Here is a 19,847-nt window from a genome sequence, read left to right as displayed (position 1 = left end):
CGCCCATGTAGTCCGCGATCTTCTCGGTCAGCTCCTGAATGGTCTTGGTGACGCGGGTACGCTCGGTGCGCGTGAGCAGCACGCCGTCGATCCTGAGCGCCGGATTGGTGTATTTCTTCACCGACTTGTAAGTATCATACAGCTGGGTGATGCCGGATGCCGCAAAGGTCTCCGCCATGGTCGGGATGAGCAGATAGTCGGCAGCTGTCAGTGCGTTCACAGTCAGCAGGCCAAGCGACGGCGGACAGTCGATGAGAATGTAATCGTATTCTTCCGCTACGCCGGTCTGCTCGTCGCGCAGCTTCTCTCTGAGCGTCATCTCTTTGCCGACGTTGTGCAGCTCCTGCTCAATGCCCGCAAGGATGGTATTGGCCGGAATGATATCGCAGCTGGGTGTGTGCTGGATGGCCTCCCGCGCCGAGACCGTGCCCTTCATGACCTCGTACATGGTTGCGCTGTCCTGATTTTCAGCAGCTACCGACATCGACAGGTTGCCCTGCGGGTCGCAGTCGATCGTCAGCACGCTGAAACCCTGTTTTTTCAGACCGGCCGCCAGAATGCCGGTCGTTGTGGTTTTCGCCACGCCGCCTTTCTGGTTGGCCAGTGCAAATATCGCAGACATGTTCTCCACCTCTTTCAACTTTGTAAAGTTATAACTGTTTAACGTTACTCTTATTATATACCTGTGCAGTTATAACGTCAAGACTGTGTAACTTTATAACGTTATCTCTTTCTATAAGTTCAGAGATTCGTTCAGATCGTGTATTTCTCACTCTTTTCTCTCCTTTTCTGTCAGGAAGATTGAGTAGTGAAGTTTTAATAAAGAAGTTTTAGTAGGTAAGGATTTTAGTATATCAGCCTGTTTTGCATCTGCTCAAAAAGCATCTTGTCTTTCAGCATACTGCCTGTAAACAGAGTACCCTGTAAAATCAGGGTAATGGTATGGCAGACAAAGAAAAATGACGGCTTTTCTGCCGTCATCGGTGTTTGGGGATGGAAATATGATTTTCCGGGCACGCCCATAAGCATGAGGTCAATCATGGCTTAAAAGGTTATTCGGTTTCCTGCGAATGGCGTTTTGCTTTTACGCGCTCGAGCCACTCCAGTTCCCAGTCGGCCAGCGGCTGCTCGGGTGTGCCGGTGCTGACAGGCTCGGCCTGCGAAGGCTGCAGCAGCTTCTGATGGTAGGTATACAGGGAAGTCTGTAAGTACGCAACCGGGTTTTCGATGCGGCCGAAGTCGATCGTGACGCTGTTCAGAAAGCGTTCCATGCTTTCCTGAGAAATACGGCGGGAGATCTGCTCGCGACTGTCCTGCGTGACCGCAGCGCCCTTGATGAACAGCTTGTCTGCGTACTTGATGTTGCAGACTGCTGTTACGATCGTTCCGGTCAGCTCGCTGCCAAACTGACGGCGGAGCGCGTCGGCGTTGATCTGCTGCTCGATCTGCCTGCGCAGCCTGCGGCGGACGGCACGCGGCTTGTCCTTTTTGTTAACACACACGTTTTTACGGATGCGGGAAACCTGCGTTTTGATCTTCGCAAGGAAGCCGGATTTTGCACTCCTCAGAATAAAAATGGGATATACGCGCGGCGCTTGATCCATGCCGCGCAAACGGTCTCCTCATCATCTGCGGCTGCTCACAGCCGACCGGTATTTCCTCGATCAGCCGCTTGGATGGGGCGATACGCAGGATATTTTAAAATGAAAAGTCCTAAGATGTCCGGAGCATTTTATTCCGGATGTCTTAGGATTTTTATTTTATGCAGTTATAACGTTGAAAAGTTGCAAAGTTATAATGTCATAACGTTATAACGCTATAACGTTAGATTGCGATGTATTTCTATTTTGGCATATATTATACTTGACGATTCTAAATGTATTCTTATACATTGAATTAAGCAAAGGAGTAGTAGAATGGCTTTACAGGCACTCAAGAAAAGGGAGTCTTTTTCGGATAAAGCCTATCAGATGCTGCGCGAGGCAATTCTGACCGGAGAACTCAAGCCGGGCGAACAGCTTACCGAAGAAGCGCTTTCCGCACAGCTTGGCATCAGCCGCACACAGTCTATTCGATACCGGCACGCTTCTTCCGGCTTCCGGCTGGAATAGATCCCACATTGATATCCGTACACCATTACCTTGAACAGCACTCGTGGATCGACCTTTGATTTCCGTCCTTTCGGCGAATAGGCGCGATACATAAATCTGTTCTGTGCCGCAGAAAATAGGACTGCACCGATTGCGCGGTCAAAGCCGATGTGCTACAATATCATTACTAAAAAACGTGCATAGCACAAAAAATAGGAGTGATTGCATGGAGATCCAGCGAGAGGCATATCTGAACCAACTGATCGAGCGCAGGGACAACGGCATGATCAAGATCGTCACCGGCATACGGCGCTGCGGAAAATCCTATCTGCTGTTCACCATATTCAAGCGGTATCTGCTTGAAAGCGGCGTTCCGGAGGATCATATTATCGAGATCGCTTTGGACGGCATCGAGAACGAGGAGCTGCGCGACCCCAAGGTATGCTTCCGCTATATTACGGATGCCATGCGCGGCGACGGGCCGTATTATCTTCTGCTCGATGAAGTGCAGTTCATGCCCCGGTTTGAGGAAGTTCTGAACAGCTTGCTGCGCATGAGCAATATCGACGTCTATGTGACCGGCAGCAACTCCAAGTTTCTTTCCAGCGACATCGTGACCGAATTTCGCGGCCGCGGTGACGAGATACGCATTCATCCGCTGTCATTTGCAGAGTTCTATTCGGTCTGGGACGGCGACTTTGAAGACGCATGGGACGAGTATATGCTCTACGGCGGTCTGCCGCAGATCGTAAATTTTCAGAACGAACGCCAGAAGGCAGACTATCTGAAAAACATCTTTGCTAACGTCTATCTGAAGGATGTAATCGAGCGCAACCGCATTCAGAACGATGCGGAGATCAACATTCTGGTTGACGTTCTGGCGTCTGCAATCGGCGCGCGACCAACCCGTCTAAAATTGCGAACACCTTTGCAAGCGAACGCCAGATGAGCTACACCAACAAGACCATTTCACAGCATATTGATTTTCTGGCGGATGCTTTTCTGATCGAGAAGGCGCAGCGCTATGACATCAAAGGGCGCAAGTATATCGGTGCCAATCTCAAATATTACTTCACCGACCTCGGCCTACGCAACGCCCGGCTGAATTTCCGTCAGCAGGAGCCGACTCACATCATGGAGAACATCGTATATAATGAGCTGTGCATTCGCGGGTATCATGTCGATGTGGGCATCGTGGAAGCGTTCGGCAGGGACAGCAGCGGCAAGCGCCTGCGTAAGCAGCTCGAAGTCGATTTCGTCGTCAATCAGGCGAGTCAGCGATATTATATCCAGGTTGCTTACGACCTCACCTCGGAGGAGAAGCAGGCGCAGGAATTCAACTCGCTCCGCCATATCCCGGACTCGTTCAAGAAAATCGTCATCGTAAACGGCGCCCGCAAACCGTGGCGCAACGATGAAGGCTTCGTTATCATGGGCATGAAGTATTTTCTCCTAAACGCAGACAGTCTGGAGTTTTAAGGCAATACCGCATAATTGAACAAGAGTGATTTGCGAGTAAATTTTGCGTACTGACGAGGCACAGTTTTGCGGTAATACTTGATGTATTACCGTGAAATTGTAACAAAGTCAGGGCACAAAATTTCCGCAAAGCACCGCGGCTTTAATTGTGCGGTGTTGCCTTAAGAACATCCGATGTATCAAACTATAAAAGGCGCTGCTCTTTCCTGCCGCGCCTGCGTAGATTATCCGATATGTGTAGCAGTACGCTGTCTGTGAACTGCTAAAAGGCGGAGAAAGATACGCAAGGGTAACCCGACTGCCGTACTCCTTTTCCTGCTTACGCAGTCTACCATCTGCGCCCAAGCCCTCTATGGGAAAGGTAGGAGTTCAAAGAGGAAGGAAAACCTCAGGTTGTCCTTCCTTTTTGCTCTCTGCCGTGAGTACGGCAAACGTCCTGCCGCGCACAGCGGCACTCTACGGCAAAAATCCCCGCCTTGCAGGGACAAGACGGGGATCCTGTTATAGAGGGAATAGAGAACTGTCAGAAATCAGCCCTTAAGCGTTATAGAAATCCGGACGGTCGGTCAGCGGAACAGCCTCGATAGCACCGGACTTCTGGCTCTTCAGGCAGGAATCCGTGGTAACAGCTGCGCAGTAGCCATCCCAAGCAGAGGCAGCAGCCTTGCAGTAGGTGCCTGCGTTGCAGGCGTCAGCCCATGCCTGAAATTCGCGGTCATATGCCTCGGCAAAGTAGCCCAGACCGTCGGTGGTCATGCCCTTGTAATGGGTCTGGTTGGTGCAAACGTCCACGCGGGAGGGACGCGGCAGGGTTGCGGTGCCATCCTCGCAGAGAACCTCGCAGCGGATGTCGTAAGCGTACTGGCAGTTTACCCAGATCTCGCAGCTGATGACCATACCGGAGGAAGTGGTCAGCATGACGATCTGCGGATCGTGCAGGTTCTCGTTCTTGGAGTGACGGGAGCACTTCGGGAAAATAACCTGTGCCTTGGTGAAGTAGTCGCCGACCAGCCATGCCATGGTGTCGATCTCGTGGATAGCGGTGCCGGTAACGGCAACAACGTCATCATACTGTGCCGGATAGTTTGCGTTGCGGTGTGCGCAGTGTGCAACCAGTGGTGCGCCCAGCTTGCCAGATACGACCAGAGCCTTCAGTTCCTCGTAAGCCGGGTCAAAACGGCGGTTGAAGCCCATCTGGATCAGGCGCTTGCCGCCTGCGATCTCCGCGTCAACGACCTTCTTTGCGCCCTCAGCAGATGCGGACAGCGGCTTCTCGCAGAAGATGTACTTGCCGCACTTGATAGCCTCGAGGCAGTATTCCTCGTGGGTAGAGTCGATGGAAACGATAACGACAGCGTCAACTTCCGGATCGTTGATCAGAGCGATCGGGTCCGCGATGAAACGGACGGTCGGATACGGCGCAATAACTTCCTTGGCATGAGCCTCGTTAATATCAGAAACTGCAACTACGGTAGCGCCGTGGATCTTGTTCATCAGGCGCAGGAAATGTTGGGTGCCCATAGAGCCTACACCGATAATACCAACTTTCAACATGGTGATTACTCCTTTTTATAATAAGATAGATTGGAAAAGCGAATGATTATGACTTAGTAAGTCATGATAGCCTTAACTGCCTCTGCGGTCGTGGTCTTGGGGAACAGCTCAAAGCCAACGCGGCCGGTGTAGCCGGACTCTGCCAGCTGGTCGAACACCTTGGTATAGTTGATCTCACCCGTGCCCGGCTCGTGACGGCCCGGCACATCTGCAACATGGATGTGACCGAACTGGTCAGCGTACTTTGCGATAGTGTCGCACAGCGAGCCTTCATTCAGCTGCATGTGGTACACATCATACAGCACCTTGAGCATCGGAGAACCGATAAGACGGGTCATTTCTGCCGCCATCCGAGTATGTGCCAGATAGTTGCCAACGTGGTCGGTGGTGATGTTCAGCGGCTCAAGGTTCATGGCAATACCGCTCTCCTCTGCAATCTTAGCGCACTCGAGCAGCATATCATACATCGAGCACAGCTTCACGGTGTCGGACAGCTCGGTGTAGTGATTCACTACAATGCCGCCGTCGCCCAGCGCATTGGAGTGAATAGTAACGCTCTTCGCACCGACCTTCTGTGCCGCTGCAACCGACTTCTTGAGGAACTCGAGGTACTTCTCCTTATGAGTCGGGTCGATGAGCGAATAATCCGCATCGCCATTGAAACCCGAAATACCGATACCGGCCTTCTCTGCCGCTGCCTTGACAGCATCCAGATCCTTGTCGGTCCAGCTCCAGAACTCTACATATTCAAAGCCATCGTCCTTTGCCGCCTGAAAGCGGTCAAGGAACGGGATTTCGCTGTACATCGGTTCGATGCACGCAGAACGATCAAATTTCATGGTGTATTGCTCCTTTTAATGGGTCGGGCGGCGTCCGCCGCCCATAAGCCCAATCCAAATTACTGTGCAGTGATATCTTCGCCAGCCTCAAACTTATCTACGTTGTCCTTGGTTACGAGAGCTGCCGGAGTTACAATGTGGTCTTCCAGAGTCTTGCCGTCCAGAACGTCCAAGCAAGCCTGGATTGCGCCCTCAGCCTGCAGGTTCGGGTACTGTGCTACGGTGCCGGTCAGCGTGCCAGCCTTGATCGCCTCGATGTCGTCCGGAGATGCGTCAAAGTCAAACACCTGTACCTTTCCGGAGAAACCGCCCTGCTCAATCGCCTGGATAGCGCCCTGACCCATCTCAGCGTTTACAGCCCAGACAACGTTTACTTCCGGGTTGGAGGACAGCACGTTCTGCATAACGTTGAACGCTTCGTTACGGTCGCACTTTGCGGTCTGGGATGCAACAACCTTGAAGCTGCCGCACTGATCCTTAAAGCCTTCCAGACGCTGCGTCAGTGCGTCTACACCTGCAATACCCTCGAGGTAGAGGATCTTTGCATCCTTGATGTTCTCAGCAGCGTACTTGCCTGCCAGAGATGCAGCCTCGTACTGGTCGATGCCGACATAGGTCTCAACGTGAGCACCTGCCTCATCCAGTGCCGCCTGCGACATGGTGTCGTTTACCAGGATAACCGGGATATTTGCGTCATTTGCCTTCTTGATAGCCGGAGCCAGCGAGTTGGAGTCTGCTGCGGACAGGACGATTGCGTCAAAGCCCTTGATAACGGCGTTCTCGACCATCTGCACCTGCTTCTCTACATCGGTCTCCTTCTCCGGAGCCTGGAACTCGAGATGGATGCCCTTTTCCTCTGCGAATGACTCAGCACCATCCTCCATGCTGGTCCAGAATGCGTCCGACTTTGCCTTAACGATGTACGCGATCTTTACCTCATCATCGCCGCCGGCACTCGAACCGCCCGAGCTGCTGCCGCCGCCGCAGGCTGCCAGACCCAGCATCATTGCCGTTGCCATTACCATTGCCATCGTTCTCTTGAATTTCATTTTTGTTGCTCCTCTCAATTTGTCGATTCTTTCTTCTTTCTCTTATTTTTACCCATACAGGGTAACAACTCTGTAAATGCGAATGGTCTTACTTCTTTGCTGCAGCCTTGTTGCGGATAGAGTCCGCCAGTACAGCCAGCAGGATTACTACGCCGATAACCAGCTTCTGCAGGTTGGAGGATACGTTCAGCAGGTTCAGGCCGTTGCGGATGACGATCATAATGATCGAGCCGACGAACGTGCCCCATACCGAACCAAAGCCGCCGAGCAGCGAGTACCGCCGATAACACAGGATGCGATCGCATCCATCTCGTAGTCCAGACCGGCAACCGACTGTGCAGAGTTCAGCTTGGCTACCAGAATAACCGATGCGATACCGGCGCACAGACCGGAAACGGTGTAAGCGAGAGTCTTGTACTTGTCAACGTTGATACCGGAAAGACGGGTTGCCTCTTCGTTGCCGCCGATGGAGTAGATGTAGCGGCCGAACTTGCGGTACTTCATCACATAGTAAAACACGATGTACAGCAGAACCATGAATACGATCTGCACCGGGATAGCGGTGCCCGGAATGTTTGCAATACCGATCCAGCGGAAGCCTGCCGAGTAGCCGGTAATGGTCTGTCCGTCAGCCAGCGTGTAGGCTGCGCCGCGTGCCATGGACATCATAGCCAGCGTTGCGATCATCGGCTGCAGCTTGAATTTGGAGATCATAATGCCGTTAAAGGTACCGCAGGCAGCGCCCACGAGAACAGCAGCAATAACGCCAACAATATCCGGCATGCCGTTCTCAACGATCAGCTTGCCCATGACGATACCGGTGAACGCTACAACCGAGCCGACCGAAATATCAATGCCGCCGGTAAAGATAACCACGTTAACACCCAGTGCAAGCACGGCGATTACCGTTACCTGCTGGAGAATATTGATGAGGTTTGCCACCGAGCCGAATGCCGGTTCTGCGATAGTCAGACCAATACAGAGCACGATCAGCACGATCAGTGCGGACGCATTGGAAAGGTCGATTTTCTTCAGCTTCTCTTTCATCTTTTTGCCCTCACTTCATATTTGTTTTCGCGCCGGTCGCATAACCGACTACCAGTTCTTCTGTTACGTTCTTCATGTCCTCGCCTTCGATGATGCCGGTCATTTCACCCTCGTGCATAACATAGATGCGGTCGGAAACGCCCATGCATTCAGCCAGCTCGGAGGATACCATAATAACCGCCTTGCCCTGCTCCTTGAGTGCGTTCATAATCTTGTAGATCTCGGCTTTCGCGCCAACGTCAATGCCGCGAGTCGGTTCGTCGAAGATGATGATGTCGGAATCCGTGTTCAGCCACTTGCAGATAACGACCTTCTGCTGGTTGCCGCCGGACAGGTTCTTCGCCTTCTGCTCGAGCGACGGGGTCTTGACGCGCATGGAGTCCGCGAGTTTCTGGTTGTGCGCGGTCTCCTTGGCTTTGTTGAAGCCAAACGACGTCATCGCGGTGTTCATGTTTGCCAGAGAAATGTTCTGGTTGAGCGAGAATTCAAGGATCAGACCCTGACTCTTGCGGTCCTCGGTCAGCAGTGCCAGACCGAGCCTTTTCGCCTGCTCACAGGATTTGATGGCAACCGGCTGACCCTTTACCTTGATCTCACCGCTCGTGAACGGGTCTGCACCGAAGATGGCACGCATCAGTTCGGTACGGCCCGCACCCATCAGTCCGTAGAAACCGGTGATCTCACCTGCACGAGCGTAGAACGAAATGCCCTTCAGCGTGTCGCCCTGCCTGATGTCGGTAACTTCGAGCAGCTTTTCACCCGGCTTTACGTCAACCTTGGGATAATAGTCGGTCATTTCACGACCGACCATCATGGCTACCATCTGATCAATGGTGATGTCCTTGACGTTTACGGTGTCGATGTACTTGCCGTCGCGGAAGATGGTCAGACGGTCGCCGATCTTCATGATCTCCTCCAGTCGATGGGAGATGTAAACGATTGCTACGCCCTTCTTTTTCAGTCCGTCGATAATCTCGAACAGGCTGGCAACTTCCTTTTCGGTTAGCGCCGAAGTCGGTTCGTCCATGATGATGATGTCGCAGTCGAACGAGAGTGCCTTTGCGATTTCGACCATCTGCATCTGTCCAACGCTCAGCGAGGACACCTGTGCTTTCTCGGAAATATCCGAGTGGATGCTGTCGAGCAGCTCACGCGCCTTGCGGTTCATGGTCTTCCAGTCGATCTGTCCGCCGGCCTTCGTCGGCTGACGGCCCATGAAGATATTCTCCGCAACAGTGAGGTTTTTCAGCTGGTTCAGCTCCTGAAAAATAATGCTGACACCGCGTTCTCGCTGTTCCTCGATACTGCGGGATACGATCTTCTCACCCTTGTAGATGATCTCGCCCTCGTAGTTGGTGTTGACACCGGCAAGTACCTTCATAATGGTGGACTTGCCTGCGCCGTTCTCACCGAGCAGAACGTGAACTTCGCCCGGCTTTGCGTCAAAATGAACATGATCCAGTGCCAGAACGCCTGGAAACTGCACTGTGATATCGTTCATTTCCACTAAGTATTCGCTCATCTCGCCGCCTCCCTTGTCGTTTGTTTATGATGTTTTTTCTCTCGTTGCGTTCGGTCAGCCGCAGTGTTGGAGCACCGCGGCATCCGAACAGAAGAAAAAAGAGAGAAATGAGTGAATCATATCAGATTCCGGTGGTTTTTCGGATATACTCGCGCGCCATTTTTGCGTATTCGAGCGGATTTGCCTTTGCCGGGTCCTGCTCGGCTTCAACGATGAACCAGCCCTCGTAATGCGCGTCATGCAGCGCCTTGAATACGCCCGGATAGTCTACGCAGCCGTCACCCGGAATGGTGAAGCAGCCTTCCAGAACCGCCTTGCGGAACTTGAAGCCCTCGGCATATGCCTTTTCCATCATGTCCGGACGGATGTCCTTGAGGTGAACGTGGCCGATGCGAGGACCGAATTCCTTCGCCGCCTTTACGGCGTCCTCCCCCGAGAAGGTGAAGTGACCGGTATCAAAGCAGAGGTAAACGTAGCGCGGATCGGTGTTGTCCATCAGGCGCTTGGTTTCCTCGAAGGTCTGAACCACAGTCGCCATATGGTGATGAAAGCACAGCTTGAAGCCGCGGTCAGCAGCGATCTTGCCCAGCTTGTTCAGACCGTCGGTCAGCTTGTCCCATTCTTCGTCGGTGGCAACCGGCTTGTTGTTGCCGAACATCGAGCACTCCTCTGCGAACAGGCAGCGGGTCAGTTCGCAGACGTTCACGCGGCTTGCGCCGACTGCCTCGAGGAAATCAAGCTGCTTGATGAATGCCTTTTCGTTCTCCTCGTACGGCGTGGAGCACAGGAAACTGGAGAACCACTGGGACGCGATCTTGATGCCGCGCAGGTCGAGTGCCTTGTTGAGCGCTGCCGGGTCGGTCGGGAACTTGCCGCCGACCTCGGTGCCCTGAAAGCCGGCAAGCGCTGCTTCAGAAACCATCTGCTCGAAGGTCAGCTCGCCGCCGAGCTGCGGCATATCGTCATTCGTCCAGCCAATCGGCGCAATGCCGAGTTTTACGTTATTGAACATCTTTCACGCTCTCCTCGTTTTGTGCTTTTGTTTTGATTTGTGCCTTAAGCACAATTTATTTATAGCACGATACTTTTGCACTGTCAATGACATATAAAATGCTGTATTTATTGTAAAATACGGATTGTGCAAACTTTGTGCCGTTTTGCAAGCGCGCACACTCAGATTTCCACCGATACAAAAAAGATTGTTCGAAATTTTGTGATATAGTCACAATATTTGCAGATATTTTTGTAATTTAGCAAATATATGACGCTGTTATACGATATATCTTAGTGCTTTCCACGGGTTTCAAAAATGTGTATTGTTTTTTCGTGTGCCTATGGCACAAATCGAAAAACTATGATATGATACTGTTATCAGAAGCAAAGGACGGTTGCAGCATGGCAAAACGAATAACGATCAACACGATAGCAGAACGGGCAGGCGTGTCGCGCGGCACAGTGGACCGCGTTCTCAACGGGCGTCCGCACGTCAAGCCGGAAATTGCCGAGCGTGTGCTGCGCACCATGCGCGAACTGGGCTACGCACCGCCGCGTGCGGAGCAGGCGGACGCACTCGGACTCAGCAGGTCAGCGGCTGAACTGCCGCCTTGCCGTCTGGGTGTGCTGTTGACGAGCGAAAGCGGCTATCTGCGTCAGGAGCTGCTGCGCGGCGTGCAGGACGCACAGGACTTTCTGCGCGATTTCAATGTGGAATTTCTGGTGCAGAAATGTGAAACCGAGCTGCCGGAGGAGGCGGTCGAACGGCTGGAGGTACTGGCAGGACAAGGCGTGAACGGCATTGCGGTTTGTGCGAAGGATCATGCCGCTATCGTGCACAAAATCAACGAGCTGCGCGAAAAAGGGGTCGTCTTTGTCACGATGAACACCGACCTGACCGGCTGTGACCGGCTGTGCTTCATCGGTCAGGATCTGATCCGCAGCGGTCGTGTTGCCGGCGAGCTGATGGCGAAATATCTGCGTCCGGAGGACAGCCTGCTCATTGCGATCGGCAATCCGGAATTTAACGCTCATCGGCTGCGGCTTCAGGGCTTTTGCGAGCGATTGTATGAGCGCGGCTTTGCCGGCAGGCATATCCAGATCATTGAAACCTACAATGACTATACGCTCAGCTACCAGAAGGTGCGCGACGCGCTCGAACGCACGCCGTCCATCCACGGTATCTATATGGCGAATCACAGCGTTTCCGGCTGCGTAGAGGCGGTGCGCGATATGGAAAAGACCGGACAAGTGCATATCGTCAGCCACGATCTAACCGACTCCACCCGCCGCCTGCTGGAAAGCGGCGAAATAGATTTCACCATCGCGCAGAATATCCACCGGCAGAGCTATCTTGCGCTGCTCACCTTGCGCGATTATGTCCAGCGGCATACCCTGCCGCACGACCAAATCGATACGCCGATCGAGATCCTTTGCGCAGAGAATATGTAAAAATGCGGATAAAGAAAGAGACAGGCGTAACAGCCTGTCTCTTTTTATACACATACACAATACACAACATTTTTAAAAAACGTTCAAAAAAGCGTAAAATACACATAAAAAAACAGCGGCACAGCTGCCTTTTCGGTACGCTTCCGCAGATAGAAACACGACAGTCCGGCTTGCTTGTCCGCCTTGGCGGCAGCGCGATGGTTTGCAGTGAATGGTCACCACAGAAAGCCCTTTCGGTAGCTTTTTACGCGGTTTTATCCGATTATTAAGCCAAATGATAATAAAATCGTAGTTTTATTTTGCCCTCTCACATAGACGGTACTACCGCCTTTGTGAGAGGGCGTTTTTTACCGCATGATTTTCGGCTTTAGGGCTTCAAAATATGGACCCCAAAATCGAGGGCAGGGTTCAAAACTCAGGGGTTGTGTCTTGTGCCGCTGTCTTCCACAGATCGGAACGCCATGGCAACTCTGTATAATTTCCCCTTCTATTTTCCGACAACCAGACAAAAAGAAAGGCACTGTGTCTAAATCACAGTGCCTGAGGCTGCTCGGAAAACGTTAGTTTTTCCAACAGCCTCTCGATTCCATAAAGTCGTTTCCTCAAGCCAGCATATCCGGGCGTTCGCCAATGACCTCGCGGTATCGAACTGGCGATACCCCCACCAGACGCTTGAACATCCGGTAAAAGTAATTGCGGTTGATCATGCCGACCCGACCGCCAATATCGCCCGCACTGTCCTCCGTTGTGCGGAGCAGATGCTGCGCTTCCCCGATCCGGCGGCGCACCATATACTGAATGGGCGGCAGGCCGAACTGCGCCTTGAACATATGGATCATGTGGCTGGTCGAAACGTGAAACCGATTGGTCAGCTCGGTCAGCGAAAGCTCATCGGCAAAGCACAGGTTCAAATGCTGCAATACCTCGGTTGCAAGCGAGAATGCGGCATCCGGCGCACACAGCTCGAAGCCATGCGCCATAGGCGCCATCTGCATCAGCAGCGCATCTAAAAGCGGTGTCCGGGCGGTAGCCGTGGTCTGTTCCGAGTAGAGCAGCTGCAGCAACGTCCATGCCGGTGTTCCCTGTAACTGCGGAAACTCAAACATCGCCTGTCCGTCATCCGCGGCGGAAAATTCCAGCATCAGACAGGGTGCCTGTACGAACGGCAGCTCGTGACAGACATTCGGCGGCAGCAGCAGCGCACTGCCGGGTTTGATCGGCAGACAGCGGTGCTCGGTTCGCAGAATGATCTGCTCCCCGTCCGCAGCAAGCGAAACAAACAGCACCCAATCCTCCGAGGCGCAAGGCAGATAGTTGCCGCCCTTATCCTGCGGATGAATCACACATTGCTGCGTTAGTCTGACACGGCGAAATGTCGGAAGCAGAACAGACATAATACCTCCTGACCCGGATTAAAGCAAATTTTCGATATTGTGTCGCAGCAGCACCCGAATATCGGTATGGTAAAACTCCTTCGGCGGCTGCTGTTTGAGTTGAATGTAATCGGCCAGCAGGGACAGCGGCAGTGCGCCCTGCTGCACCGCATCCTGTCCGATGACAAAATCCGCAACACCGCGCCGAAGCTCGTACAGGTTGGCGGGGATCTCATCGTGCATGATCAGGTGCACCCCCCGTGCGCGGCCGGAATCGACCAGCGCGCTGCATACGCCCGCATAACCCGGTGTGATCGCGTAGATACCGGTCAGATCGGGAATCTCCTGCAGCAGACGGAGCGTATGCTCGTAAACCACATTGCTGTCATCGTTCGGCAGCATGACCTCCCGCAGCTGAAGCGACGAATCGGGGGTAAGCAGCTCCTCCTTAAAGCCCTTCAGACGTTCGCGGAACGCACTGTGATACATCCAGGACGAACTGATCGTAACCACCGTGCCGCTCTCCCGCGTCACCAGACGCATCAGCTCGGCCACTGTACGGCCGGAAGAAAGGTTTTCCTGCCCGACATAGCACAGCCGACGGATGTTGGGAAGATCGGTGTTAAACGTAACGACCGGTATTCCGCGTTGGTCGATCAGCTCGTTGATCTTGGTTTCGACCAGCAGACAGTCGAGCGGCGTGATCGCCAGCGCACTGATATGATGCTGCTCGACCAGCTCCTCGATCATCGAGACCTGCTCGACCGGATCGAGCGAGGGCGACAGCCGGAAGATGACCTCCACGCTGAACGCGGCCAGACGGCGGGCTTCGCGCCGGGCGGCATCCAGAACGATCTGCATGAACGGGGTCTGCACCGAAATAATGATCACGCCGATGCGAATCGGATGCGATGTGCGGGACAGTGCCAGTCCGGCACGGTTGGGGGTGTAGCCATATTCGTTGGCTACCGCCTTGATCCGCTCCGCCACCGCAGGGCGAACATTTCCTTTATTATGGAGTGCCCGATCGACTGTACCGCGGGACACACCGCAAATCTCAGCAATTTGATTCAGGGTAATTGCCATATGATATCACCTCTGTCAGAACGGTTCTTTCCCGTTTTTATAGTTAAAGCATAACATAATACCCCTAATAAGTCTATATATAAAGTGAATAAAGCGGTATTCACAATATTGTGCACGTGTACGGATTCTGCTCATTCGAGCTGTGCACGCAAAAATGCACTCTTTTCCGAACCTTCCGTGTTTTGTTCATATTTTCGTACAATGTATCTTCCGTAAACGCCATAAAACGAGCAAAACACGTGAAATACGAAACGGATACCGAGTTGTTATGAGATTGAACTAACAGCCAGATCCCGCATCTGAGGCGGGTAGTTTTGCATAAGCGATTCCCCCGCTCTGTCGTGCAAAGCCTATAAAATCACAATTTTGTGCAGACAAAATCACCAGTTTTCACAGGATTCGTCTGTGCGGTTTGGTGAAAATTCAAAAAGCCGGTTGACGCACATCGAAAAAGAGTGTAAAACTAAATCAAGGCAAGCGTAAATCGCATTTTTCAAAAATGTGAACGTGTACGGCTAAGAAAAAAGTTGAGAAAGATGAGGTAAAAGCAAATGAAAAAAAGACTTTTCGCAGGATTGATTGCATCGGCAATGATGGCATCCATGCTGGCAGGCTGCGGCGGCAGTTCTGGTTCGAATGGCAACGCGCAGGGTGAAGACAAGGCATCGGGCGATGGCTATAGCATGACGCTGATTATGTCGCTGCGTGATGAGTTCCTGAGCACGTTGGAAGCTGGCTCAAAGTCGGCGGCTGATGAGCTTGGCGTTACGCTCGCTTCGCAGGACGCACAGAACGATACCGGCAAGATGCTCCAGTTTATCGAATCTGCTAAAAATGCAGGCGATGACGCAGTGCTGATCAATCTGGTAGATGCCGCAACGGCACAGCAGTGCATCGAGGCTGCCGGTGATATGAGGTTGTTTTCGTTAACCGCGCACCGTCCGATACCAGCGTTCTGGAAGCAGGCAAGTCCGTAGCGGTTGTTTCCAATGAGAACACCTCCGGTTACTATCAGGGTGAATTTTTGGCTAATTACTTCAAGGATAAGGGCAAGACCGAGATTAAGTATCTGATGCTGCAGGGCACGCTGGGTCTGGTACATACTGAACAGCGCTCCGCTTCCGTACTGAAGGCATTGGAGGACAATGGCATCAAGGCAACGCAGGCGGCGGCTCCGCTGGTTGCAGATTATGACCGTGCAAACGCAATGGACATGATTTCTCCGCTGCTGGGCAACACCGAATTTGACTGCATCATCGCGAACAACGATGCGATGGCACTTGGTGCGGTAGAGGCGCTGAAGGCTAAGGGCATGGATCCGACTTCGATCCCGATCGTTGGCATCGATGCAACGGTAGATGGTATTCAGGCAATCAAGGATGGTACGCTCGCGATGACCGTATTCCAGGATGCCAACGGTCAGGGCTATGGCGCTGTGAAGGCTGCAGTTAATCTGATCGAGGGCAAGGCAATCAACGATGGTACGGATTATGAAACCGATGATACTGGCAATATTTGCTGGGTACCGTTCGAACCTGTTACCCCGGACAATGTAGCAGATTACGAATAAGCACACAGTCAGGAGGAAAGGGACATTGAAACGATGTCCCTTTCCTAAATCAAACAAGATAATGGGGTGAAAAGCAGTGAGCCAAGAATATATCCTCGAAATGACCGATATTGTCAAGGAATTCCCCGGTGTACGCGCACTGAAAGGCGTACAGCTCAAGGTACGGCCCGGTACCGTTCATACGCTGATGGGCGAAAACGGCGCAGGCAAGTCTACCTTGATGAAATGTCTAATCGGCATTCATCCGCCTACATCCGGCAAGATTGTATTTGAAGGCAAGGAGATCCAGTTCAAAAATACGCTTGAGGCACTGAATTCCGGCATTTCCATGATCCATCAAGAGCTGTCTCCGGTTCCCGAGCGCAGCGTTTGCGAAAACCTGTGGCTGGGACGCGCACCGCGCAAGGGACTGATCATCGATCATAAAAAAATGCGGCAGGACAGCATTGAGCTGTTCAACAAGCTGAATCTGGACGTTGATCCAGATGAGAAGATGGGTAACCTGACCGTTGCAAAGATGCAGATGGTTGAGATTGCCAAGGCTGTATCCTATGACAGCCGTATTGTTATCATGGACGAGCCTACGTCCTCGCTGACCGATGCAGAGGTCGAGCATTTGTTTCGCATTATTGCAGAACTCAAGGAAAAAAATGTTGCTATCATTTATATCTCGCACAAAATGGACGAAATCTTCCGGATTTCGGACGATATCACGGTTTATCGCGACGGCGAATACATCGCTACGGATCGCGCGGAAAACCTTAATGTAGACAAGGTTATTCAGTTGATGGTTGGACGCGAAGTGAACAACATGTTTCCCAAGGTAGAGTGTCCGATCGGGGAAACCATTCTTAAAGTGGAAAATTTGTCTGCCGGCCGCGCAGTTAAAAATGTTTCGTTTGAACTGCATCGTGGTGAAATTCTGGGTATGGCGGGTCTGGTCGGTGCGGGCCGCACCGAGACGGCGGAAGCAATCTTCGGCATGCGCCATATGACAGGCGGCAAAATCTATAAAGACGGTCAGGAACTGCACATCAAGTCTCCTGAGGATGCGATCGCCAACAAGATTGGCCTGCTCACAGAGGATCGGCGCGGCAACGGTATTGTCGGCTTGCTGAGCATTCAGGATAATACGGTGCTGGCAAACCTGAAAAAGTACGGATTCCCGCTGAATCATAAGAAAATGCGCGAAGACACCGAAGAATACGTTAAAAAACTCAACACCAAAACGCCGTCTATCGAAACGCCCATTCAGAATCTGTCGGGCGGCAATCAGCAGAAGGTGCTGGTTGGGCGCTGGCTGCTGACCAATCCGGATATTCTGATCGTTGACGAACCGACACGCGGTATTGATGTTGGTGCAAAGGCAGAGATTCATTCGCTTATCACAAAGCTTGCCGGTGAGGGTAAGGCCATTATCATGATTTCGAGTGAGCTGCCCGAGGTCATGGGTATGTCCGACCGTATCGTAGTTATGCACGAAGGCATTATGACCGCTATCCTGGATCGCAAAGACTTCTCGAGTGAGCTGATTCTCAAATATGCAACCAGCGAGATACCATATCAGCCTGCTGCGGATGAACAATAAGAAAGAAGGTACATGGTATGCAGAAAACATTTAATACGAAGAAATTCTTGTCCCAGAATTCAATCTGGCTGGTATTGATCGTGTTGGTCATCATTATGAGTATCGCACAGCCCAGCTTTTTCTCGGTGGATAACCTGCTGACACTGCTCTCCGGTGAGGCAGTCAAGGGTATCATGGCCTTTGGCGTTATGTTCGCAATCCTTTCTAAAGGTATCGACCTGACGATCGGCGCATCCGCTGCGTTAGTTGCGTGCATCACCGCTTCGCTCGTGCAGCCAGAAGGCTATGCAAATGCCATTCTGCCGGGTGTGGGCACTCTGCCAGCTCCGTTGGTTATCCTGATTGGTCTGGCACTTGGTGCAGGCATTGGCGCAATCTACGGCGCGATCATTGCTTATACCAAAATCCCGCCTTTTATCGCTACTCTCGGTGCACAGTTGATTTGCCGTGCAGGTGCTAAAATGTATACGAACCGTCCGGTTTCTAACCTGTCTGAGCAGTTCCGTTTCCTGGGTGCGTACCGTATTGGCGGCGTATTCCCAATCATCATCGTTGTTTTTTTCGTAATGTTCGCAATCTCGGCATTCCTGCTGACCCAGACACGCTTTGGTAAGAACGTATATGCTATCGGCGGCAACGATCAGGCGGCCCGCGTAGCTGGTATCAATGTTGAGAAGAACCTGATTCTGGTTTACATCTGGTGCTCGCTGTGTGCTGCTATCGCTGGTATGCTGCTGGCAGGCCGCGCAGGCTCTGCGGATCCGGCAAACTCCGGTTTGAACTACGAGCTGGATGCGATTGCGGCAGCAACGGTAGGCGGCACCTCTCATACCGGCGGTATCTGCCGCGTATCCGGTGTTCTGGCAGGTATCTTGATCCTTGGCGTTATCAATAACGGTCTGGTTATGCTGAAGGTAGACGATAACATGACCAACATTGTCAAGGGCGTTATCATTGTCGGTTCGGTTGTACTCGACATGCGCAAGAACGCAAAGCGCGCGTAAAACAGACACACACAATCTCTCTTCTTTTTCCGAGTTTTCAGGGGTCGCAGCAATGCTGCGGCTCCCGAAATACTCGCACATAACCCGTTAGACTTGAACTCTGCCGTACAGCGGCATATTTTGAAAGGATGAGCTTTATCATGGAAAATCTGAACATTGCACTGATCGGCTGCGGCATGATCGGCCGTGAGCACATCGAGCGTATCCAGAACCGCATCCGCAATGCACGCATCGTTGCCGTATGCGACGTATTTGAAGAAGGCGCAAAGAAGGGCGCTGAGATCGCCGCGCCGGCACCAAGGTTTACACCGATTTCAACGAAGCAATCAACGATCCGGACGTAAACGCTGTTGTAGTTACCACCCCGGGTCAGTTCCACAAGGGTCCGGTTCTGGCAGCTATCAAGGCCGGCAAGCCGGTATTCTCCGAGAAGCCGCTGGCTAACACCGCTGCTGACGGCAAGGAGATCGTTGAGGCCGAGATGGCCGGCGGCAAGCACCTCGTACAGGTTGGCTTCATGCGCCGTTACGACCGCGGCTACCGTCAGGTTAAGGAGCTGATCGATTCCGGCAAGTTCGGTGCCCCGATGGTAATCAAGTGCACCCACCGTGCAGACGGCGTTGCCGATGACTACACCACCGCAATGGCTGTTACCGATACCGCAATCCACGAGATCGACGTTCTGCCGTGGCTGGTAAACGACGAGTGGGACGAGGTTCAGTGCATCATGCCGAAGACCAACAGCAAGGTTAAGAACGCGCTGAAGGACCCGCAGATTATGATCATGAAGACCAAGGGCGGCATCATCAATATGCTCGAGGTAAACGTAAACTGCGGCTTCGGCTACGACATCAACTGCGAGGTTGTATGTGAGAACGGCGTTGTAAACCTGCCGTGCCCGTCCTTCCCGACCGTTCGCTACGCTAACGAGGTTTCCACCAAGATCGAGGACAACTGGATCCTGCGCTTCATCGATTCTTACGATGTAGAGATTCAGGACTGGGTTGACCACGCACTCAAGGGTGAGACTGGCGGCTCCTCCGCATGGGACGGCTACGTTGCTTCCATCACCGCTGACGCTCTGGTTAAGTCCCAGACCTCCGGTGTGCCGGAGAAGGTTGTTACCGGCGGCACCCCGGACTTCTACAAGAAGTAATCCACCTGGCATTTTCTATTCATTGCTACTCACTCGCAAGGGTGG

The 19,847-nt window shown here is 52.6% G+C and carries 19 protein-coding genes and 2 pseudogenes; 10 read left to right on the top strand and 11 right to left on the bottom strand.

Annotated features, from left to right (window positions below; genetic code table 11):
• On the bottom strand, nucleotides 1–622 hold a 622-nt coding region (locus DXB00_RS14220), incomplete at its 3' end, for a ParA family protein (RefSeq protein WP_147359224.1).
• A 430-nt stretch (nucleotides 623–1,052) separates the two neighbouring features.
• Nucleotides 1,053–1,604, bottom strand: coding sequence for a hypothetical protein (locus DXB00_RS14210; protein ID WP_147359223.1), 552 nt, complete (start codon nucleotides 1,602–1,604; stop codon nucleotides 1,053–1,055).
• A gap of 312 nt (nucleotides 1,605–1,916) precedes the next feature.
• On the opposite strand from DXB00_RS14210, the gene DXB00_RS14205 reads away from it, so the two are divergent.
• Both DXB00_RS14205 and DXB00_RS14195 read left to right on the top strand, forming a co-directional pair.
• A complete protein-coding gene (locus DXB00_RS14205; protein WP_118762002.1) occupies nucleotides 1,917–2,111 on the top strand; it encodes a GntR family transcriptional regulator in 195 nt (64 codons plus the stop codon).
• 205 nt (nucleotides 2,112–2,316) lie between these two features.
• Nucleotides 2,317–3,569, top strand: a pseudogene (locus DXB00_RS14195) (ATP-binding protein).
• Nucleotides 3,570–4,106: 537 nt separating this feature from the next.
• Here the strand turns inward: DXB00_RS14195 and DXB00_RS14190 are convergent.
• The 7 genes from DXB00_RS14190 to iolE all read right to left on the bottom strand — a co-directional run bounded on the left by DXB00_RS14190 (nucleotide 4,107) and on the right by iolE (nucleotide 10,592).
• Nucleotides 4,107–5,123 (bottom strand): Gfo/Idh/MocA family protein, encoded by a 1,017-nt coding sequence (locus DXB00_RS14190; protein ID WP_119215087.1) that lies wholly within the window; start codon nucleotides 5,121–5,123, stop codon nucleotides 4,107–4,109.
• A 53-nt stretch (nucleotides 5,124–5,176) separates the two neighbouring features.
• Entirely contained in the window at nucleotides 5,177–5,962 is a 786-nt protein-coding gene (locus tag DXB00_RS14185) for a hydroxypyruvate isomerase family protein (protein WP_119215086.1), read from the bottom strand.
• Nucleotides 5,963–6,021: 59 nt separating this feature from the next.
• Nucleotides 6,022–7,011, bottom strand: a complete 990-nt coding sequence (locus DXB00_RS14180; RefSeq protein WP_117491906.1) for a sugar ABC transporter substrate-binding protein — start codon at nucleotides 7,009–7,011, stop codon at nucleotides 6,022–6,024.
• 88 nt (nucleotides 7,012–7,099) lie between these two features.
• Nucleotides 7,100–7,231 (bottom strand): hypothetical protein, encoded by a 132-nt coding sequence (locus DXB00_RS17815; protein WP_305143107.1) that lies wholly within the window; start codon nucleotides 7,229–7,231, stop codon nucleotides 7,100–7,102.
• Nucleotides 7,228–8,058 carry an ABC transporter permease gene (locus tag DXB00_RS14170; protein ID WP_119215084.1) on the bottom strand — a complete coding sequence of 277 codons (831 nt, stop codon included), beginning with the start codon at nucleotides 8,056–8,058 and terminating at the stop codon, nucleotides 7,228–7,230. The genes DXB00_RS17815 and DXB00_RS14170 overlap by 4 nt, the downstream gene beginning before the upstream one ends.
• Nucleotides 8,059–8,068: 10 nt before the next feature.
• Complete coding sequence (locus tag DXB00_RS14165; protein ID WP_119215083.1) at nucleotides 8,069–9,580, bottom strand: sugar ABC transporter ATP-binding protein; 1,512 nt, start codon at nucleotides 9,578–9,580, stop codon at nucleotides 8,069–8,071.
• Nucleotides 9,581–9,701: 121 nt separating this feature from the next.
• Nucleotides 9,702–10,592: a myo-inosose-2 dehydratase gene (gene iolE / locus DXB00_RS14160; protein WP_119215082.1), complete on the bottom strand. Its 891-nt coding sequence runs from the start codon at nucleotides 10,590–10,592 to the stop codon at nucleotides 9,702–9,704.
• A gap of 383 nt (nucleotides 10,593–10,975) precedes the next feature.
• Here iolE and DXB00_RS14155 point away from each other — a divergent pair, with 383 nt between their 5' ends.
• Entirely contained in the window at nucleotides 10,976–12,025 is a 1,050-nt protein-coding gene (locus tag DXB00_RS14155; RefSeq protein WP_119215081.1) for a LacI family DNA-binding transcriptional regulator, read from the top strand.
• Between the two features lie 602 nt (nucleotides 12,026–12,627).
• Here DXB00_RS14155 and DXB00_RS14150 read toward each other — a convergent pair.
• Together DXB00_RS14150 and DXB00_RS14145 are read right to left on the bottom strand one after the other, a co-directional pair.
• Complete coding sequence (locus tag DXB00_RS14150) at nucleotides 12,628–13,419, bottom strand: helix-turn-helix domain-containing protein (RefSeq protein ID WP_119215080.1); 792 nt, start codon at nucleotides 13,417–13,419, stop codon at nucleotides 12,628–12,630.
• An 18-nt stretch (nucleotides 13,420–13,437) separates the two neighbouring features.
• Nucleotides 13,438–14,484, bottom strand: a complete 1,047-nt coding sequence (locus DXB00_RS14145) for a LacI family DNA-binding transcriptional regulator (RefSeq protein ID WP_119215079.1) — start codon at nucleotides 14,482–14,484, stop codon at nucleotides 13,438–13,440.
• Nucleotides 14,485–15,035: 551 nt separating this feature from the next.
• On the opposite strand from DXB00_RS14145, the gene DXB00_RS14140 reads away from it, so the two are divergent.
• The 7 genes and pseudogenes from DXB00_RS14140 to DXB00_RS14120 all read left to right on the top strand — a co-directional run bounded on the left by DXB00_RS14140 (nucleotide 15,036) and on the right by DXB00_RS14120 (nucleotide 19,802).
• On the top strand, nucleotides 15,036–15,461 hold the full coding sequence (locus tag DXB00_RS14140; protein WP_119215078.1) for a substrate-binding domain-containing protein: 426 nt from the start codon (nucleotides 15,036–15,038) through the stop codon (nucleotides 15,459–15,461).
• Nucleotides 15,440–16,054, top strand: coding sequence for a substrate-binding domain-containing protein (locus tag DXB00_RS14135; protein WP_119215077.1), 615 nt, complete (start codon nucleotides 15,440–15,442; stop codon nucleotides 16,052–16,054). The genes DXB00_RS14140 and DXB00_RS14135 overlap by 22 nt, the downstream gene beginning before the upstream one ends.
• A gap of 100 nt (nucleotides 16,055–16,154) precedes the next feature.
• Nucleotides 16,155–17,642 carry a sugar ABC transporter ATP-binding protein gene (locus DXB00_RS14130; protein WP_117491890.1) on the top strand — a complete coding sequence of 496 codons (1,488 nt, stop codon included), beginning with the start codon at nucleotides 16,155–16,157 and terminating at the stop codon, nucleotides 17,640–17,642.
• A 17-nt stretch (nucleotides 17,643–17,659) separates the two neighbouring features.
• Nucleotides 17,660–18,646, top strand: a complete 987-nt coding sequence (locus DXB00_RS14125; RefSeq protein WP_117491888.1) for an ABC transporter permease — start codon at nucleotides 17,660–17,662, stop codon at nucleotides 18,644–18,646.
• 140 nt (nucleotides 18,647–18,786) lie between these two features.
• Entirely contained in the window at nucleotides 18,787–18,990 is a 204-nt protein-coding gene (locus DXB00_RS17810) for a Gfo/Idh/MocA family oxidoreductase (RefSeq protein WP_256372575.1), read from the top strand.
• Nucleotides 18,972–19,100 (top strand): annotated as a pseudogene (locus DXB00_RS17805) (Gfo/Idh/MocA family oxidoreductase); the annotation flags it as partial. The gene DXB00_RS17810 and the pseudogene DXB00_RS17805, both read left to right, overlap by 19 nt.
• Nucleotides 19,101–19,127: 27 nt before the next feature.
• Nucleotides 19,128–19,802, top strand: coding sequence for a Gfo/Idh/MocA family protein (locus tag DXB00_RS14120; RefSeq protein WP_243107242.1), 675 nt, complete (start codon nucleotides 19,128–19,130; stop codon nucleotides 19,800–19,802).
• Nucleotides 19,803–19,847 lie beyond the last annotated feature (45 nt).

The sequence above is a fragment of the Butyricicoccus sp. OF10-2 genome, assembly GCF_003481925.1.
GTDB lineage: Bacteria > Bacillota > Clostridia > Oscillospirales > Butyricicoccaceae > Agathobaculum > Agathobaculum butyriciproducens.
Note: the sequence above shows the minus strand (reverse complement) of the source record. Positions and strands in the feature narration are given on the sequence as shown.

Excerpts from the sequence above, each read along its gene's own strand:
- DXB00_RS14210 (WP_147359223.1), bottom strand. The coding sequence starts at position 1,604 with ATGGATCAAGCGCCGCGCGTATATCCCATTTTTATTCTGAGGAGTGCA.
- DXB00_RS14205 (WP_118762002.1), top strand. The coding sequence starts at position 1,917 with ATGGCTTTACAGGCACTCAAGAAAAGGGAGTCTTTTTCGGATAAAGCC.
- DXB00_RS14190 (WP_119215087.1), bottom strand. The coding sequence starts at position 5,123 with ATGTTGAAAGTTGGTATTATCGGTGTAGGCTCTATGGGCACCCAACAT.
- DXB00_RS14185 (WP_119215086.1), bottom strand. The coding sequence starts at position 5,962 with ATGAAATTTGATCGTTCTGCGTGCATCGAACCGATGTACAGCGAAATC.
- DXB00_RS14180 (WP_117491906.1), bottom strand. The coding sequence starts at position 7,011 with ATGAAATTCAAGAGAACGATGGCAATGGTAATGGCAACGGCAATGATG.
- DXB00_RS17815 (WP_305143107.1), bottom strand. The coding sequence starts at position 7,231 with ATGATCGTCATCCGCAACGGCCTGAACCTGCTGAACGTATCCTCCAAC.
- DXB00_RS14170 (WP_119215084.1), bottom strand. The coding sequence starts at position 8,058 with ATGAAAGAGAAGCTGAAGAAAATCGACCTTTCCAATGCGTCCGCACTG.
- DXB00_RS14165 (WP_119215083.1), bottom strand. The coding sequence starts at position 9,580 with ATGAGCGAATACTTAGTGGAAATGAACGATATCACAGTGCAGTTTCCA.
- iolE (WP_119215082.1), bottom strand. The coding sequence starts at position 10,592 with ATGTTCAATAACGTAAAACTCGGCATTGCGCCGATTGGCTGGACGAAT.
- DXB00_RS14155 (WP_119215081.1), top strand. The coding sequence starts at position 10,976 with ATGGCAAAACGAATAACGATCAACACGATAGCAGAACGGGCAGGCGTG.
- DXB00_RS14150 (WP_119215080.1), bottom strand. The coding sequence starts at position 13,419 with ATGTCTGTTCTGCTTCCGACATTTCGCCGTGTCAGACTAACGCAGCAA.
- DXB00_RS14145 (WP_119215079.1), bottom strand. The coding sequence starts at position 14,484 with ATGGCAATTACCCTGAATCAAATTGCTGAGATTTGCGGTGTGTCCCGC.
- DXB00_RS14140 (WP_119215078.1), top strand. The coding sequence starts at position 15,036 with ATGAAAAAAAGACTTTTCGCAGGATTGATTGCATCGGCAATGATGGCA.
- DXB00_RS14130 (WP_117491890.1), top strand. The coding sequence starts at position 16,155 with ATGACCGATATTGTCAAGGAATTCCCCGGTGTACGCGCACTGAAAGGC.
- DXB00_RS14125 (WP_117491888.1), top strand. The coding sequence starts at position 17,660 with ATGCAGAAAACATTTAATACGAAGAAATTCTTGTCCCAGAATTCAATC.
- DXB00_RS17810 (WP_256372575.1), top strand. The coding sequence starts at position 18,787 with ATGGAAAATCTGAACATTGCACTGATCGGCTGCGGCATGATCGGCCGT.
- DXB00_RS14120 (WP_243107242.1), top strand. The coding sequence starts at position 19,128 with ATGGCCGGCGGCAAGCACCTCGTACAGGTTGGCTTCATGCGCCGTTAC.